General features: G+C 69.7%; 14 protein-coding genes and 4 tRNA genes. 13 read left to right on the plus strand and 5 right to left on the minus strand.

The window, feature by feature from the left end; genetic code table 11:
* Window positions 1-55: 55 nt before the first annotated feature.
* Both DAT35_RS50555 and DAT35_RS50560 read left to right on the plus strand, forming a co-directional pair.
* Complete coding sequence (locus DAT35_RS50555; RefSeq protein ID WP_108076667.1) at window positions 56-3,289, plus strand: type 2 lanthipeptide synthetase LanM family protein; 3,234 nt, start codon at window positions 56-58, stop codon at window positions 3,287-3,289.
* Between the two features lie 200 nt (window positions 3,290-3,489).
* On the plus strand, window positions 3,490-3,840 hold the full coding sequence (locus DAT35_RS50560; protein ID WP_146210215.1) for a hypothetical protein: 351 nt from the start codon (window positions 3,490-3,492) through the stop codon (window positions 3,838-3,840).
* 20 nt (window positions 3,841-3,860) lie between these two features.
* Here DAT35_RS50560 and DAT35_RS50565 read toward each other — a convergent pair whose 3' ends face one another.
* Together DAT35_RS50565 and fruA are read right to left on the minus strand one after the other, a co-directional pair.
* Window positions 3,861-4,622 carry a WecB/TagA/CpsF family glycosyltransferase gene (locus DAT35_RS50565; protein WP_108076669.1) on the minus strand — a complete coding sequence of 254 codons (762 nt, stop codon included), beginning with the start codon at window positions 4,620-4,622 and terminating at the stop codon, window positions 3,861-3,863.
* Between the two features lie 131 nt (window positions 4,623-4,753).
* Complete coding sequence (fruA, locus tag DAT35_RS50570; RefSeq protein WP_108076670.1) at window positions 4,754-5,443, minus strand: response regulator transcription factor FruA; 690 nt, start codon at window positions 5,441-5,443, stop codon at window positions 4,754-4,756.
* A gap of 493 nt (window positions 5,444-5,936) precedes the next feature.
* Here fruA and DAT35_RS50575 point away from each other — a divergent pair, with 493 nt between their 5' ends.
* The gene (locus DAT35_RS50575; protein WP_108076671.1) at window positions 5,937-6,449 is read left to right on the plus strand and encodes an Hsp20/alpha crystallin family protein; all 513 of its coding nucleotides are present in this window, start codon (window positions 5,937-5,939) and stop codon (window positions 6,447-6,449) included.
* A gap of 79 nt (window positions 6,450-6,528) precedes the next feature.
* Here DAT35_RS50575 and DAT35_RS50580 read toward each other — a convergent pair whose 3' ends face one another.
* On the minus strand, window positions 6,529-7,056 hold the full coding sequence (locus DAT35_RS50580; RefSeq protein ID WP_108076672.1) for a DUF2267 domain-containing protein: 528 nt from the start codon (window positions 7,054-7,056) through the stop codon (window positions 6,529-6,531).
* Between the two features lie 191 nt (window positions 7,057-7,247).
* Between DAT35_RS50580 and DAT35_RS50585 the strand changes: the two genes are divergently transcribed.
* The 6 genes from DAT35_RS50585 (at window position 7,248) to DAT35_RS59550 (ending at window position 9,378) form a co-directional block, all read left to right on the plus strand.
* Window positions 7,248-8,012, plus strand: a complete 765-nt coding sequence (locus DAT35_RS50585) for an RDD family protein (protein ID WP_108076673.1) — start codon at window positions 7,248-7,250, stop codon at window positions 8,010-8,012.
* A gap of 1 nt (window position 8,013) precedes the next feature.
* Complete coding sequence (locus DAT35_RS50590) at window positions 8,014-8,991, plus strand: stage II sporulation protein M (RefSeq protein ID WP_108076674.1); 978 nt, start codon at window positions 8,014-8,016, stop codon at window positions 8,989-8,991.
* Between the two features lie 74 nt (window positions 8,992-9,065).
* Window positions 9,066-9,136, plus strand: a tRNA-Ile gene (locus DAT35_RS50595).
* A 14-nt stretch (window positions 9,137-9,150) separates the two neighbouring features.
* Window positions 9,151-9,221 (plus strand) — tRNA-Val (locus tag DAT35_RS50600).
* A gap of 4 nt (window positions 9,222-9,225) precedes the next feature.
* Window positions 9,226-9,296: transfer RNA gene (locus DAT35_RS50605), tRNA-Ala, on the plus strand.
* Between the two features lie 13 nt (window positions 9,297-9,309).
* Window positions 9,310-9,378: transfer RNA gene (locus tag DAT35_RS59550), tRNA-OTHER, on the plus strand.
* A gap of 4 nt (window positions 9,379-9,382) precedes the next feature.
* Here DAT35_RS59550 and DAT35_RS50610 read toward each other — a convergent pair.
* Window positions 9,383-10,819, minus strand: a complete 1,437-nt coding sequence (locus DAT35_RS50610) for a DUF92 domain-containing protein (RefSeq protein WP_108076675.1) — start codon at window positions 10,817-10,819, stop codon at window positions 9,383-9,385.
* 66 nt (window positions 10,820-10,885) lie between these two features.
* A complete protein-coding gene (locus DAT35_RS50615; RefSeq protein ID WP_108076676.1) occupies window positions 10,886-11,398 on the minus strand; it encodes a J domain-containing protein in 513 nt (170 codons plus the stop codon).
* A 160-nt stretch (window positions 11,399-11,558) separates the two neighbouring features.
* On the opposite strand from DAT35_RS50615, the gene proC reads away from it, so the two are divergent.
* From proC to DAT35_RS50635, 4 genes are read left to right on the plus strand one after another with little or no spacing between them, the layout of a single operon-like run.
* A complete protein-coding gene (gene proC, locus DAT35_RS50620) occupies window positions 11,559-12,386 on the plus strand; it encodes a pyrroline-5-carboxylate reductase (protein ID WP_108076677.1) in 828 nt (275 codons plus the stop codon).
* Window positions 12,387-12,406: 20 nt separating this feature from the next.
* Window positions 12,407-12,934, plus strand: coding sequence for a DivIVA domain-containing protein (locus DAT35_RS50625; RefSeq protein WP_108076678.1), 528 nt, complete (start codon window positions 12,407-12,409; stop codon window positions 12,932-12,934).
* Between the two features lie 3 nt (window positions 12,935-12,937).
* Window positions 12,938-13,237, plus strand: coding sequence for a DUF167 domain-containing protein (locus tag DAT35_RS50630; RefSeq protein WP_108076679.1), 300 nt, complete (start codon window positions 12,938-12,940; stop codon window positions 13,235-13,237).
* 7 nt (window positions 13,238-13,244) lie between these two features.
* A complete protein-coding gene (locus DAT35_RS50635) occupies window positions 13,245-14,498 on the plus strand; it encodes a peptidase MA family metallohydrolase (protein ID WP_108076680.1) in 1,254 nt (417 codons plus the stop codon).
* Window positions 14,499-14,528: the final 30 nt, after the last annotated feature.

Consider the following 14,528-nt stretch of genomic DNA (forward strand, 5'->3'; position numbering starts at 1 on the left):
GCCGCCCCCACCGAGTCCATCCAGGCGGACCACGCTCCGGCCCTAGGTGACATCCATGCAAGTGATTGCTCCTGTCTTTCCCTGGAAGAAGGCGACGTTCCTCCATGAGCGGGCCACCACGAAGGGAGGGGACTCCCTCTCCCCTCCAGGGAGCAACCCGGCGCTCGAGGAGGCCGAGCGCCGTGTGAGCGCCTGGCGTCAGCTCATGTCCGGAGATGATGAGACCCTCGACGAGCGGCTGAAGAGCGTCGGGCTCGACCGGGAGGAGTTCCTCCAGTTGTTGCTCCGCGCAGAGGGTCCGGAGGAAGGTCCCGAAGACAGTGGCCCCTGGGTCTCCCTCATCGAGGAGGTCATCGAGCAGCGGCATGCCAGGGAACCGCTCCCTCCCTCGCTCCAGGCCCCCGCGGGTCCGGGGCAGCCTGGACTGTCCTTCTCCGGAGTCCTCCACCCCTTCATCCGGATCGCCGCCGCGAAGCTGCGCACCGTCGTGGCCGCGCTTCAGGCCCGCCATGGATGGGAGCAGTCCCTGCTCTCACCCGAGGCCGAGGCCACCTTGCTCGAGGGGCTCGCGCGGCGGCTCCAATTCCTATCCACCCGGACCCTCATCCTCGAGCTCAACGTGGCCCGGGTGCTGGAGTTTCTCCCGGGCCACACTCCGCAGGAGCGCTTCCACCATTTCTCCACCGTCCACTTCCAGGATCCCCGGGTGCTCGTGGCCCTGCTGGAGGAGTATCCGGTGCTCGCCCGGCTCCTGGCCACCAGCACCGAGCGCTGGCTCGCCGTGAGCCTGGAGCTCCTCGAGCGCATCGCCACGGATCGCGAGCAGCTCGGCCAGGCCTTCCTCGGGGGCGAGGACATTGGATTCCTGGCGAGTCTCCAGACGGGTGTGTCGGACCTCCACCGCGAGGGCCGCAGCGTCGTCCTGCTCCGGTTCAGCTCCGGCCTGCGGCTCGTCTACAAGCCCAAGTCGCTCGCGGTGGACGTCCATTTCCAGCAGCTCCTCCAGTCCTTGAATGCCTGGGGGGCACGCCACCCGCACCGTGTGCTCACCGTGGTGGACCGTGGCGCCTATGGCTGGGTCGAGTTCGTGGACACCTCGGGCTGTGACTCGCGCGAGGCCCTCCAGCGCTTCTACTGGCGCCAGGGCAGCTCGCTGTCCCTGCTCCACCTGCTCGCGGCGGTGGACTTCCATCTGGAGAACCTCATCGCCGCTGGCGAGTACCCCGTGCTCGTGGACCTGGAGGCGCTCTTCCATCAGCGGCTTCCCCTGGAGATGGGGGAGTCCGCCTTCCAGCAGGCCTGGGCCCAGCTCGATCGCTCCATCATCTCCGTCGGCATGCTGCCCATGCTCATCTTCGGCCGAGGTGGACGTGCCGGTGTCGACATGAGCGGACTGGGAGGCGAGGCCGGGCAGCTCTCGCCCACGGCCGTGCCCATGGTGGAGGACGCGTTCAGCGACACCATGCGCATGGTCCGCCGCCAGGGCCGCACCTCCGGCTCCAGCAACCGACCCCAGCTCCAGGGCCAGCCGGTGGACGCCGCGGACTTCACCGAGGACATCGTCCAGGGCTTCGAGGAGACCTACCGGCTCCTCCAGCACCACCGCGAGGCGTTCGGGGCGGCCCTCCAGTCCTTCGCCGGCGTGGAGGTCCGCCACATCGTGCGCGCCACCCAGCGCTACACCCTCCTCCTCCAGGAGAGCGTCCACCCCGACTTCCTGCGCGACGGCCTCGAGCGCGATAAGGTGCTGGACAACCTCTGGGCCGAGGCCTCCTTCGTGCCCACGCTGCGGCAGCTCGTCCCCTACGAGCATGCGGACCTGCGGCTCGGGGACATTCCCCTGTTCACCACGCGCCCCGGCCAGCACCACCTGTGGAGCAGCACCGGCGAGTGCATCCGCGACTACTTCGCGCGGGACTGCCTGTCGGAGGTGCGGGAGCGGCTCTCCCAGATGGATGAGAGGGATTGTGCCTGGCAGGTCTCCCTCATCCGCAAGTCCATGGTCTCCCTCGACAAGAGCCGGGACTCCGCGCGTCCCATCGCCCGCGCCGAGCGCCCGCCTTCCCTTCCACCCGCCACGCGCGAGGACTGCCTCGCCGCCGCGACCGCCATCGGTGAGGACCTCACGGCCAAGGCCATCCGGGGAAGCACGGACGTGTCGTGGATCGGCATGAGCCTGGAGGACCTCGGGAGATGGCGCTGGAGCCTCGCGCCCATCGGGGGCGATCTGTACGAGGGCATCGGCGGGCTCGCCCTGTTCCTCGCGTTCCTCGCCCGGGAGACCGGGCGCGCGGACTTCGAGGAGCTCGCCCGCTCCACGATGGAGACGGTGCGGGAGGACTGGCGCAACTTGGGCCTGAACGAGGCCGGCGTAGGCGCCTTCGTAGGCCGGGCCTCTTCCGCGTATGTGCTCGGCCACCTGGCCTCCCTCTGGAAGGAGCCGGCACTGATGGACGAGGTGCTCACCGGCCTTCCCGCCCTGGAGTCGCTCATCGACACCGACACGCGGTTGGATCTGCTCAGCGGCTCGGCGGGGTGCGCGCTCGTCCTGCTCGGGCTCCACGCCCGGACGGGGGACTCGCGGCTGCTGGACGCCGCGAAACGCTGCGGCGAGCGGCTCCTCGTCACCGCCCAACCCATCTCAGAGGGCGGCGTCGGCTGGAAGGGCTCCGCGGGAGCGCGGCCCCTGGCGGGTTTCTCCCACGGAGCGGCGGGCATCGCGTACGCGCTCCTGGAGCTGGCCTCCGCCACGGGCGATGGACGCTACCGTGAGCTCGCGATCCAGGCGCTCACCTACGAGCGCTCGCTGTTCGTTCCGGAGCGCGGCAACTGGAGGGATCTGCGCGAGCAGGAGGAGGGCCAGCAGGGCGCCGACACCGGCTTCATGCTGACGTGGTGCCATGGGGCCCCGGGCATCGCGCTGGGGAGGCTGTGCTCGCTGCGGCACCTGGACGGAGTGGAGGTGCGCGCGGAGCTCGAGACGGCTCTCACCACGACCCTGCGCGAGGGCTTCGGCGGCAGCCACTGCCTGTGCCACGGAGACCTGGGCAATGTGGAGCCGCTGTACCTTGCGGGAGAGGTGCTTGGAGAGCCTCGGTGGATTCGCGCGGCCCTGGAGCGCGCGGCCCGAGTCATCCACCGGGGACGCGAGCGCGGCTGGCTCTGCGGACTGCCCCGGGGCACGGAGACGCCGGGGCTGATGATGGGCCTGGCTGGCATCGGTTATGGACTGCTGAGGCTCGCGGCCCCGGAGCGCGTGCCCTCCGTGCTCACGCTCGCGAGGCCCTGAAGAAGTATCGAACGAGCGTTCGCTCCCCGCTTCACTGGAGAACAGCCAGGCAGCGGAGGGAGTGCCGCACCGTCGCACGTCACCCGCATCCCTTTCGCGCTTTTCCCTGCACCCTGTGGCCCGAGGACCACACGCCCCCTGTTTTCGAGGGAACTCCTCCTGGCACGGGGATCGCAATGAAAGACGGGCAGGAGACCATCATGAAGAAGCCCCTCAAGTCCCTCGCCTCGATACGTCACGCCATCAAAGGAAGCCTCTGCGTTCTTGTCCTCGCGGCGGCCAGTTCATCAGCCGCCGAGAAGCCCACCTCATGCGGGGACCTCGAGAGCCGGATATACCGCATCACAGGGCGCGGGCTGGCGTGTGAGAAAGCCAAGGAGGTGGCCCAGGCCTATGACCAGATGCTGAGGGACAAATCGAGCTTCCCCAGCACAAGTGACCCCATGAAAGTGCAGGGGTTTTCCTGCCGGACTCAATCGCGCGGGTATGAGAGTTTCGGGGTGCGGTGCACCAAGGGCAGCAAGGTCATCACGTTCGACTGGGGCGTGTAAGACGCTCGCGAGGCCCTGACTCAGCGCCGCGCCGCCACGAGGGCCCGGAGGAACGCCAAGCTCCGGCGCACCCACCGGGCCCGAGACTTCCGGCGCCCGTCCAGCAGCGACTCCAGCGCCGTCCCCAGGCCCACCAGCACCGCCGGCTGCAACCTCGCGGCGGCGTGCTGGCAGAACAGCTCCTGCTTCGGCGTGTCCAGGGACACCAGCACCAGGTCCGGCCGCGTCAGGGCAATGCGCTCGAGCAGCCTGTCCACCCACGGGCCCCGCCCATCTCCGGGCACGCCCGGCGCGGCCACGCCCACCGCGAGCAGCCCGTGCCGCTCCCTCAGCGCGCACGCCGCCCACTCCGCGACTCCCGGCCGCTCCGCCACCACGAGCACCCGCCAGGCCCTCGCGCTCGCCAGTCCGGCCAGCGCCCGCAGCCACTCCGCGCCCGGCATCGCCTCCTTCAGCGGTGAGCCGATCACCCGGGCCACGCGCACCAGCGCCGGACCCCCGGCAAGCGACAGCTCCGCCCGGGCGAGCGACTCGCGCAAGGCCGCATCGTGCTCCGCCCGCGCCACCTGCTCCACGTCCGGCGTGAGGACGTACCCGCCCTGGCCACCGGACACGAGTCCCTCGATGGACCGCAGCACCTCGTCCAGGCGCCCCAGGTCCACCGGCACGTGGCCGATGCGCACACGCGGGAAGGCCCGTCCCGGCTCCCGCTCAACAAGCTTCCTCGGTGCTGGAAGCAACAGCCCGCTTCGCGGCGTCTCCAGCCCCACAACCCCGTTCATCACCCGCCTCCTCCTGGCGCCCTCGATGGGCCGAGACAGTGGTGTCACGCACCACGATCTGCCAGGGGGGTCTGACGCATCCGCTGCCCAGGGGCTGACGACGGGTCACGCCCGCCCCCGGGGCTCTACCGCTAGAGATCTGGCGGTGGTCGGACACCCAGGTGGCACGCGCGCAGCGCCAGCTGGGTCCGGTTCTCCGCTCCCAGCTTCCGGTACAGCTGGGTCACGTGCGACTTCACTGTCCGCTCGGCGATCTGCAGGTGCGCGGCGATCTTCAGGTTGTCCGCGCCGCCGGCCACGTACGCCAACACCTCGCGCTCCCGCTGCGTGAGGGTGAGCAGGACGCTCGCCGTGGACGTGGCCACCGGCGGGTGCTCGAAGTCGTTGCGCAGCAACTGGACGGGGAAGAGCTTCTCCCCTCGCACCAGGGCGTTGACCGCCGTGCACACCGCGTTCGTCGTCAGGCTCTGCCGGAAGAGGTAGCCCGAGGCCCCCTCATCGAAGCATTGCGAGATGAAGTCCTGGGCGTTCGCCGAGGACAGCACCAGCATCCGGACCTCCAGCCGGCGCTTGCGCGCCTCGCGCAGGAGGTTCAGCCCTTCGGTGGCCGAGCACCCCATGTCCGTGTCGCCATCCGGCTCCACGTCCAGGATGGCCACCTGAGGTGGATCCGTGCCGATCCCGTCAAGGAGCGTCCTGACGTCCCGGGTCACCCACAGGACGTGCAGTCCTTCTCCTCGCAGCCCATCGGCCAGGCCCTGCCAGGCCGCCCACGGTCCTTCCAGCAATCCAATACGAACTTCCGCTTGATTCGATGCCATGCGAGGGCCCCCCAGCCGTCATGGCGCACTTATTTTTCTGAGACGAATTGCATCCGGTCTCGGCAACACCCGGCGGCTCGAGATGTGGGTCGGGCACGTAGTGCCACAAGGGTGTTCGTCCTACCGGCCAGCACCAACCACAACCAGTTGACGTTTTTGCTCTTCTGAGCCGCACCTCCACCGTCTACTGGAAAGATTTGACCCAACAATACCACCGGCACACCCACCGTGCGACCGGGGCTGCCCACGAATGTCCATGGGAATGGCACACGTCCAGTCCCAATCCACGCCAATTTGCCGCTGATTGTGCACGGTCATACCCAAGGCCTCGGGAGCTGTTGGCTGGTGGGCGATTCCATGCGCCAGAGGAGGACGGTTCAGCGGACAGGGAGCGGCCTTGGAGGGTGCCTTGTGTGACCACATCGCCGCTCTACCCTGATTGTAGGGGCCGCACTCCAAGCGGAGGCGGCCTGAACACAAGGAGGAAAGTGTCATGGCGGATCTTCCAGTGCGTCGTGGAAGCGGGGCGTCGTCATTGGGGCGGTGGACACGAGGGTTCGATCCGTTCGAGCGGATGAGGGAGTTGATGGGGTTTGATCCGTTCGAGCAGATGGGCCGCATGGTGAGCGGGGGCGAACAGACGTGGAACTTCGTCCCGGCCTTCGAGGTGAAGGAAACGAAGGACGCCTACATCTTCAAGGCGGACCTGCCAGGCGTGAAGGAGAGCGATCTGGACATCACCCTGACGGGGGATCGCATCACCATCAGCGGGAAGCGAGAGACCGAGCAGCAGGACGAGTCGGATCGCTTCTATGCCTACGAGCGGAGCTACGGCTCGTTCAGCCGCTCGTTCACGCTGCCCGAGGGTGTGGACGTGAATCAGGTCAACGCAGAGCTGAAGGAAGGCGTGCTCAACCTGCGCCTGCCCAAGCTGCCCGAGGTGCAACCCAAGCGCATCCAGGTAGGCACGAGCGAGACAGGCAAGCAGGGCAAGGTGAAGGCCTGAAGCAGCCGTTGAGGAAGAGGGGTGCCCTGACGGGGGCTGGAGATCTTCCAGCCCCTTCGTCATTCGAGCGCCCGGCTGGTCAGATGGCGCGCTGCCACAGCTCGCGCAGGTCTGCGGGCAGCTGGCCGATGACGTCTTCGATCTCTCCCTCGGAGACCTGATCCCTCACCGCGGAGAAGACGGCGCGGATCTTCTTCTCGGCCTCGAATGCGTCCAGGCCGAGGTCCTCCGACACCATCTTGATGAAGCCGTCCTTGCCGAACTTGTGGGCCGGCTTGCCCATGTGCCGCTCGCAGCGCACCAGCAGTTCCTGGAGCTTGCCGGGCAGCTGGGCTTCCAGGTGTGCCGCCTCCTCGCCGATGAGCCGCTGCTCCAGCACGCAGAGCACCGAGACCGCGGCACGTTCCGCCTCCTCCTCGTTCATCGAGCCGATGACCTCGAGGTTCTTCAAGAAGTTCTTGTAGGTCTGATTCCGCCGGGTCTCCCGCCGCTGCTCGCGCCGGGCCTGCAGGTCGACCCCCGAAGCCCGCCGCGACTCGCCCTGCTGCTCCGTCCCCTGAGTGTTCTGGTTACTCTCCGTCCCCCCGGGCCGATCCGTGTCCGCCATATGCGCCTCCGTCGGATGTAGGTGGTTCCACCGCTCTCTCCATGACCTTGACCACGCCCACCTGGGGCGTGCAGAGGGGGTGGCGCGATGGGGTGCCCGCCCCGGTGCCTGCCCAGCCGGTAGGGCGGCCCCCCGAGTGCGGCACGACGGGAGGCATCCCCCGGGCGCGTTCCGGGTAATCTGCCGGGAGAATGGATTCCGCCGCTTCTCCGAGCCTCGAGGTCGCCACACCTGAACGGGTCGCCCTGTCGCTGCCCGTGGCGGGCATCGGCTACCGGTGCCTCGCCTATCTGGTCGACCTGTGCCTCCTCTTCCTCTTCTGGGTGGTGGCCTACTTCACCTTCACCCTGCTGGTGAGCGACGTGCTCGGCTTCTTCCAGGGACTGTCCGGCCTCGCGCGGACGCTGCTGGTGGTGGGGGTGTTCGCCACGCAGTGGGTGTACTGGACGCTGGCCGAGGTGCTCATGGGCGGGCAGACGCCGGGCAAGCGCCTCGTCGGCATCCGGGTGGTGCGCGTGGATGGCTCGCCCGTGGGCGTGCTGGAGAGCGCGGTGCGCAACCTGGTGCGCGTGGTGGACTCCATTCCCCTCATCTACGCCGTGGGGTGCCTCAGCGTGCTGCTGACGCGCCAGCACCGGCGGCTGGGAGACCTGCTGGCCGGCACCCTGCTCGTGCGCGAGGAGCGCATCGACCTGGACAAGTACACGGCCCCCACCGCCGGAGCACAGGCCCTGCCCTCCCCGGTCCGCACCGTGCGGCTGACCCCCGAGGACATGGAGCTCGTCCTCTCCTTCCTCACCCGGGCGCCCCAGCTCGAGCCGGCGGCCCGGGCGCGTCTGGGGACGAAACTGGTGGAGCGGTACGGGGGCCTGGACGAGGCGGAACGGGCCTCCGTGCTCGCCTCGCCCCAGACGGCCGAGGCCTTCCTGAGGGCCCGCGTCCAGACGGAGCGTTGAAGTGGCCACGCCCCTGCCCGCCTTCGTCACCCGCCGCCGCCCCGACTGGGATGCGCTGAAGGAGCTGCTCACCCGTCAGCGTGCCGGCACCCTACGCCTGGAGGAGCTGCGCACGCTCGATGTGCTGTACCGCCGGGCGGCGTCGGACCTGGCGCACGCGCAGACCTTCTACGCGGGCACGGACGTGCACCGCTTCCTCAACCAGCTGTGCGGTCAGGCGTACGCCGCCATCTACCAGCCGCCGCGCGAGCGTCTGACCTCCACCCTGGCCTTCTTCCGCCACGACTTCCCACGCACCCTGCGCGCCAATGGCGCTTTCGTGGCCGCCAGCGCGGGCCTCTTCCTACTGGGCATCCTGCTCGGAGCGGTGGTGGTGCTGCTGGAGCCTCGGGGCGCGGAGCTGCTCGTCCCCGAGCACCTGCGCGACTTCATCGCCCGCAAGGAGATGTGGACGGACGGAATCCTCTCGGTGTCACCGCCCAACGCGGTGGCCTCGGGCATCGCCACCAACAACCTCACCGTGACGATCGTCACCTTCGCCTCGGGCCTCCTGTTGGGGCTGGGCACGGTGTTCGCACTGCTCAACAACGGCGTGCACCTGGGCTCGGTGGCCGCGTTGTGCGTGCACGAGGGCATGGGCCCCAAGCTGTTCGACTTCATCGCCGCCCACGGGCCCGTGGAGCTGTCCATCATCGTCATCGCCGGTGGCGCGGGGCTCATGGTGGGCCAGGCCCTCATCGACCCCGGCGAGCTGCCCCGAGGCCAAGCCCTGGAGCAGCGCGGGCGCGAGGCCGTGAAGCTCGTGCTCGGCTGCGCGCCCTTCCTCGCCCTCATCGCCGTGGTGGAGGGCTTCATCTCCCCGGGCAACTTCTTCCCCTCGTGGGTGAAGGGCCTGCTGGGGCTCGCGCTGGGGGCCTTCTTCTGGCTCTATCTGCTGCGCGCCGGCAGGGCTGGGAGCAACGCCGGAGAGGCAGCCTGACCCTCGGCCGTGGGAGCCAGCCGGCGCGGTGTCAGGACTTCGCGGAGCATCGCGTCTGCTTTGCCATAGCTGATGGGGATGTAGCTCAAAGGCAGAGCACCTGCTTGATAAGCGGGAGATAGCGGTTCGAGTCCACTCGTCCCCACTTCAAAGACAGACACGCGAGTCGCTCAACAGCAGAGCACCGGCATGACTCGCCGGAGATCAGGGTGCGACTCCCTGCTCGCGTAATTCGGGGTCATCGTCCAACAGGAAGATGCCGCCATCGCAAGGCGGAGATCCGGGTGCGATTCCCGGTGACTCCACTTCACATTCTTCGGGCTGGCCGCCGGGGCGGAATCGGGCTTTGCACGCCTGATGCGCCGGGTTCGACTCCCGGTCGGTCCATTCGCTACGCCCAGAAGGCCAGCAGGGCGCCCGCGGCGGTGGCCACCACGTTGACGGTGTCGTTGCCCAGCCACGAGAAGCCCCGAAGGGGCCGGGTGGGCTGGCCGCAGCGGTGCACCCGGCGCTCGGTCTCCCGGGAGCAGGCGTCACACCAGCGAACGTCCTGCACCGTGGCGCCCAGGAGGCTGTCGACCAGCGAGCCCGCCACACCGGCCAGGACGAGCCAGGGAATCAGCGTCCACCGGGTCCCCGCGAGCACAGCCACCAGTCCCACGAAAGCGGCGCCCGCGGTGGCGGCCAGCAGCCCGGCCCCCGACACGGCGCCGGACGTGCCCGGAGGAACCTGCCGCAGCGTGGTCACCAGCCGCGGCGGCGAGCGTGAGAGCACCCCCAGTTCAGTGGCCCACGTGTCCGCGTTGGCGGCGACCAGGGCACCCAGCATGGCCAGGGCGTAGCGCTGATCTCCGGTAGTGGCCAATAGCACCGCCGCCAGCGCCGCCACGCCGCCGTTGGCCAGCGCCTGACCCAGGTCGCGAGTCCCCGTCTTGGCGTACTCCTCCTCGACACCCGCCTTCCGGGCGCGGAATGCCTTGGACAGCGCACTGGAGGAGATGAAGAAGCCGAGCAGGGCCGCGGTCCCCACCGCCCCCGCCAGCCCGAAGACGGGCGTGCCAATGAGGATGGCCCCCAACACGCCGCTCGGGCTCAGCGAGCCTCGCGCCCACGACGCCACCCCGATGGCCAGGGCCACCACCGCGCCCAGCCCCAGGCCCAGCGCATGCGCGGGCGGAACCAGGTAGAGGACGGCCCCCGCGGCCAGCGGCACCCAAAGGTTGTCCCGCCCCTTGTTGCCGAGCGCCTCGGCGCAGGTGGCCACCACGGCGCATAGCGCGGCCAGCGGCACCTTCGGCATGTCCGGCGCGAGGCCCGGCATCCACGTCAGCGTGGCCAGCACCGCCACGAAGGTGCCAGCGCACATGGCCAGCGAGCCCTCCAGGCTCTTGTGCTCCCCGCCGAGCGTCTCGTAGCGGTGGCGCCCGAAACGCCGGCCCACCAGCGAGGCCAGCGCATCCCCCACCGCCATGGCCATGACTCCACCCGCCGCGGCCGCGGGCTTGTCCCACGCCAGCCACACCAGCACCGAGAACGCCACCGGGAACCAGACCGTGCCCAGGTTCTCGGGCTCGACCTCCACCGACTTCAGCAGACGCTTGCGATGGATGATCCAGTTGCCCACCGCCGCCGTCACCGAGGGCACCACGGCCAGCGCCCGGCTCTCGAAGAGCCCCAGCGCGCCGAAGATCCAGAAGCCCACGCTCACGTGGATGATCTTCCGTGAGAGCTCGCGAGACAGCCCCAACCTCAGGGCCAGCTCCCCCGCGGCCACACAGACGCCGATATACCCGTAGGCCCAGAGAAGCCCCTGGATGTCCTGACTCATGGGGCCGGAGTGTAGTCGAACCGCCTACCCCCAGGCGATGCCACCGGGGCAGCGGCCAACCCGGGCCTACCGGCTCCGGGCCGGCAGCACCGTGGCCTCATGCACCGGCGCGCCTGCCTCCAGCGCTTCAATCCGCTTGCGCTGACGGTGGCGGAGGATCTTCTCGTACGCCACGTTCAGCTCGCGCATCTTCGCCTCCGAGCCGCCCCGGTCCGGGTGCCGCTCCAGCGCCAGCTCGCGGAAGCGCGCGCGCACCACGTCGGGCGGATCCAACGGCGACACCCCCAGCACCCGGTACGGGTCCTGCTCGTCGATCGCCGCCAGCCACGCCTCCAGCCGATCCTTCACCGCGATGAAGCGCTCGTCCGCCTCGGTCTTCTCCTTCACCGGGTGCGTGCGCATCTTCGCGTCCGCGCGGAAGACGTCCGTGTAGGTGCTCGACACCCAGCGGTGGCACGAGCCGCACCGGAAGTACTTGACCCGCGGCCCCGAGTGGCCCGTCATGCGCACACCGCAGTGGGTGCACTCGACCTCCACGTTGTCCAGGGTCCGCCAGTTCGTCGCAGCCGCCGCGCTCATGGGTTCTCCCACCTCGCTCCGCTCAGGCGCTACAGGCCTGTAGCGGGTGTCAAGGTCCCACGATCCGATCTCCCGTCAAGAAATTAGCAACCGGACGGTAGTGGGAGGCCCTCCTCACACGGAGCGTCCGGGCGGGAGCATTTCACGGTAAATCGGGGGGATGCTCGAACGGACCATCGCATTCCTCGGCGCCGGCAACATGGCCGAGGCGCTCATCAAGGGGCTGCTGCGCGCCGGCACCGCGCGGCCCGAATCCCTCATCGCCACCGGACGCCGCGGCGAGCGGCTGGAGGCGCTGCAACGCACCTACGGGGTGCGCACCACGCTGGACAACCTGGCCGCCGTTCGCGAGGCGGACGTGGTGGTGCTCTCCGTCAAGCCCCAGGCGCTGGACAAGGTGCTCGTCCAGGTGGCCCCCGAGGTGGACCCCCACAAGCTGGTCATCTCCGTGGCGGCGGGCGTGCCCATCGCGGCCATGGAGCGGCGGCTGGGCGCCGGGGCGCGCATCATCCGCACCATGCCCAACACCCCCTCCCTGGTGGGCGCGGGCGCCTGCGCGCTGTCCCGCGGCGAGCACGCCAGCGACGAGGACCTGGCGGTGGCCACCCGCATCTTCCAGTCCGTGGGCACCACCACCGTGGTGGACGAGAACCTCCTGGACGCCGTCACCGGCCTGTCCGGTAGCGGCCCCGCCTACATCTTCCTCGTCATCGAGGCGCTCTCGGACGCCGGCGTGAAGGTGGGACTCCCCCGCTACACCGCGCTCAAGCTGGCCGCGCAGACCGTGCTCGGCAGCGCCCAGCTCCTCATCGAGACGGGCGCCCACCCCGGCCAGCTCAAGGACCAGGTGACGAGCCCCGGGGGTACCGCCATCGCCGGCCTGCATACCCTGGAGGCAGGCGGGCTCCGCACCACCCTCATCAACGCCGTGGAGGCCGCCACCCGCCGCGCCAAGGAGCTGGGGGACCAGTTCCTGGAGAAGTCCTAGGGCTGGCCTATACTGGGGGAATGAAGATCACCCCGCTCGATATCCGGCAGAAGCGCTTCGAGACGGCCCTGCGCGGCTTCTCGAAGCGCGAGGTGGAAGCCTTCCTGGAGCTCATCGCCGCTGAGTTCGAGGAGGTGGTGAAGGAGAACATCTCCCTGAAGGAGGAGCTCAAGCGCACCCAGCTCAAGCTGGAGCAGCACCTCGAGCGCGAGCGCACCCTCCAGGAGACGATGGTCACCGCCCAGCGCATCAGCGAGGACATGAAGGGCGCCGCCAAGAAGGAGGCGGAAATCATCCTCGCGGACGCCGAGCACCAGGCGGAGAAGATCGTCCACGGCGCGCACCAGCGGCTGGTGCAGGTGGTCGAGGACATCAACGAGCTCAAGCGCCAGCGCGCCCAGTTCGAGTCCCAGGTGAAGTCCGTGGTGGACGCGCACCAGAAGCTGCTGGAGACGTTCAGCGGGCGCACCTTCGCCGACAAGGACTACGCCCGCGTCGAGGACAACGTGGCCTACCTCACGCAGAAGAAGGCGCAGAACGCCGAGTAGGTCATGGCCGCCGCCTGGCTCAAGGAAGTCCCCGGCGCGCTGGAGCTGGCCGTGCTGGTGCAGCCCCGGGCCTCGCGCACCCGCGTGGTGGGCGAGCACGATGGGATGCTGAAGATCCAGCTCGCCGCCCCGCCCGTGGATGGGGAGGCCAACGCCGCCCTGCTCGAGTTCCTGGCGAAGCAGCTCGGTGTCCCGAAACGGCAGGTGACGCTGGTGGCGGGTGACGCCTCGCGTCGCAAGCGGGTACGAGTCGAGGGGCTTGGCGCGGCGCAGGCCGAGGCTGTTATGTCTGGGGGCACCTGAGGCTCCCATGCGCCACCTGCTCCTGCTCCTGACGCTGTTGCTGTCGCCCCTCGCGGTGGCGCAGGAGGACCCCGTAGGACCTCGGCACGAGGCCGGCCACGCCAACGGGGGCGCGGAGCCCGCGATGGTGCCCTCGTCCCGGCCCGCGGTGGTGGTGGGAGAGATGGCCACGCCGCGCTTCCGCATCCTCTACACCGCGAAGGCCGAGGGCTCCGCGCGCCAGCTGGCCGCGAGCATCGAGTCCCTGCGAGACAGCTTCGTGGCCGTGCTGGGGCGGGACTGGCCGGGGGTGACGGAGCTGCGGGTGGGCGTGGGCCGCGACGAGTTCGAGGCGCTGGCGCTGCCCGGGGGTGCGCCTCCGGGCTGGGCGGTGGCCCTGGCCTATCCCTCGCACCGCATCGTCCTGCTCAACGCGCTGACGCTGGCGGAGCCGGACGGCATGGTGACGCTGCGGCACGAGCTGGCGCACGTGGCTCTGGGACAGCTGGCCAGCAACTGGCCGCGCTGGTTCCAGGAGGGCCTGGCGCAGAACCTGACGGGTGAGAACTTCTCCATGACGCACTACACGGCGCTCTTCCGCGCGGTGACGCAGGAGAAGGTGTTCCGCTTCGAGCACCTGTACGACGCGTGGCCGGACCGGCCGGCGGACGTGGAGGTCGCCTACGCGCAGAGCGCGGCCTTCGTGGCCTGGCTGTCGGCGCGGTACGGGCCGGAAGGCATGGGCCGGCTGGTGGACGAGGTGGCCACGGGCCAGCCCTTCGAGCAGGCCTTCGGCAAGGCCTTCCACTCATCGCTGTGGGTGGAGGAGACGGCGTGGCGGGACGGGCTCGCGGCGCGCTACGGCTGGCTGCCGCTGACGACGAGCACCTCGCTGCTGTGGCTGGGCACCACCGCGCTGGTGGTGGCGGCGTACGTGCGGCGGCGCAAGCAGAAGGAGGCGCGCTTCGCCGAGATGGAGGCGCAGGAGGCCGCCGAGGAGGCGTCGATGCGCGCGGCCCTCGAGGCGGAACTCGCCCTGCGGCGCGCCCTGGTTCCACCTTCGCTGCCGCAGCCCTCGGGGACGGCGGAGCAGGCCGGGCCCGCGGACGTCATGGAGCCCGCGGACGTCATGGAGCCCGCGGACGTCACGGAGCCCGGAAACGGCGCGGAGTCCGCGGATGCGATGGCTCCCGAGTGGCACGAGCCGACCTCTCCGCATGGCCCGGAATTCGAGGACGAAGAGGAAGCTCCGAGCCGTCCGATCAAGCCGACGGTGCACTGAGCCGGAGGTGCGCGCTGGCCGCGAGTGGGA

Source organism: Vitiosangium sp. GDMCC 1.1324 (assembly GCF_003044305.1).
In the GTDB taxonomy this organism is placed as follows: Bacteria; Myxococcota; Myxococcia; order Myxococcales; family Myxococcaceae; genus Archangium.

Bases quoted from the DNA above. Each gene is read 5' to 3' on its own strand.
- fruA (WP_108076670.1), bottom strand. From the start codon at position 5,443: ATGGCATCGAATCAAGCGGAAGTTCGTATTGGATTGCTGGAAGGACCG.
- DAT35_RS50555 (WP_108076667.1), top strand. From the start codon at position 56: ATGCAAGTGATTGCTCCTGTCTTTCCCTGGAAGAAGGCGACGTTCCTC.
- DAT35_RS50625 (WP_108076678.1), top strand. From the start codon at position 12,407: ATGAAGATCACCCCGCTCGATATCCGGCAGAAGCGCTTCGAGACGGCC.
- DAT35_RS50565 (WP_108076669.1), bottom strand. From the start codon at position 4,622: ATGAACGGGGTTGTGGGGCTGGAGACGCCGCGAAGCGGGCTGTTGCTT.
- DAT35_RS50610 (WP_108076675.1), bottom strand. From the start codon at position 10,819: ATGAGTCAGGACATCCAGGGGCTTCTCTGGGCCTACGGGTATATCGGC.
- DAT35_RS50560 (WP_146210215.1), top strand. From the start codon at position 3,490: ATGAAGAAGCCCCTCAAGTCCCTCGCCTCGATACGTCACGCCATCAAA.
- DAT35_RS50575 (WP_108076671.1), top strand. From the start codon at position 5,937: ATGGCGGATCTTCCAGTGCGTCGTGGAAGCGGGGCGTCGTCATTGGGG.
- DAT35_RS50635 (WP_108076680.1), top strand. From the start codon at position 13,245: ATGCGCCACCTGCTCCTGCTCCTGACGCTGTTGCTGTCGCCCCTCGCG.
- DAT35_RS50580 (WP_108076672.1), bottom strand. From the start codon at position 7,056: ATGGCGGACACGGATCGGCCCGGGGGGACGGAGAGTAACCAGAACACT.
- DAT35_RS50630 (WP_108076679.1), top strand. From the start codon at position 12,938: ATGGCCGCCGCCTGGCTCAAGGAAGTCCCCGGCGCGCTGGAGCTGGCC.
- DAT35_RS50615 (WP_108076676.1), bottom strand. From the start codon at position 11,398: ATGAGCGCGGCGGCTGCGACGAACTGGCGGACCCTGGACAACGTGGAG.
- DAT35_RS50585 (WP_108076673.1), top strand. From the start codon at position 7,248: ATGGATTCCGCCGCTTCTCCGAGCCTCGAGGTCGCCACACCTGAACGG.
- proC (WP_108076677.1), top strand. From the start codon at position 11,559: ATGCTCGAACGGACCATCGCATTCCTCGGCGCCGGCAACATGGCCGAG.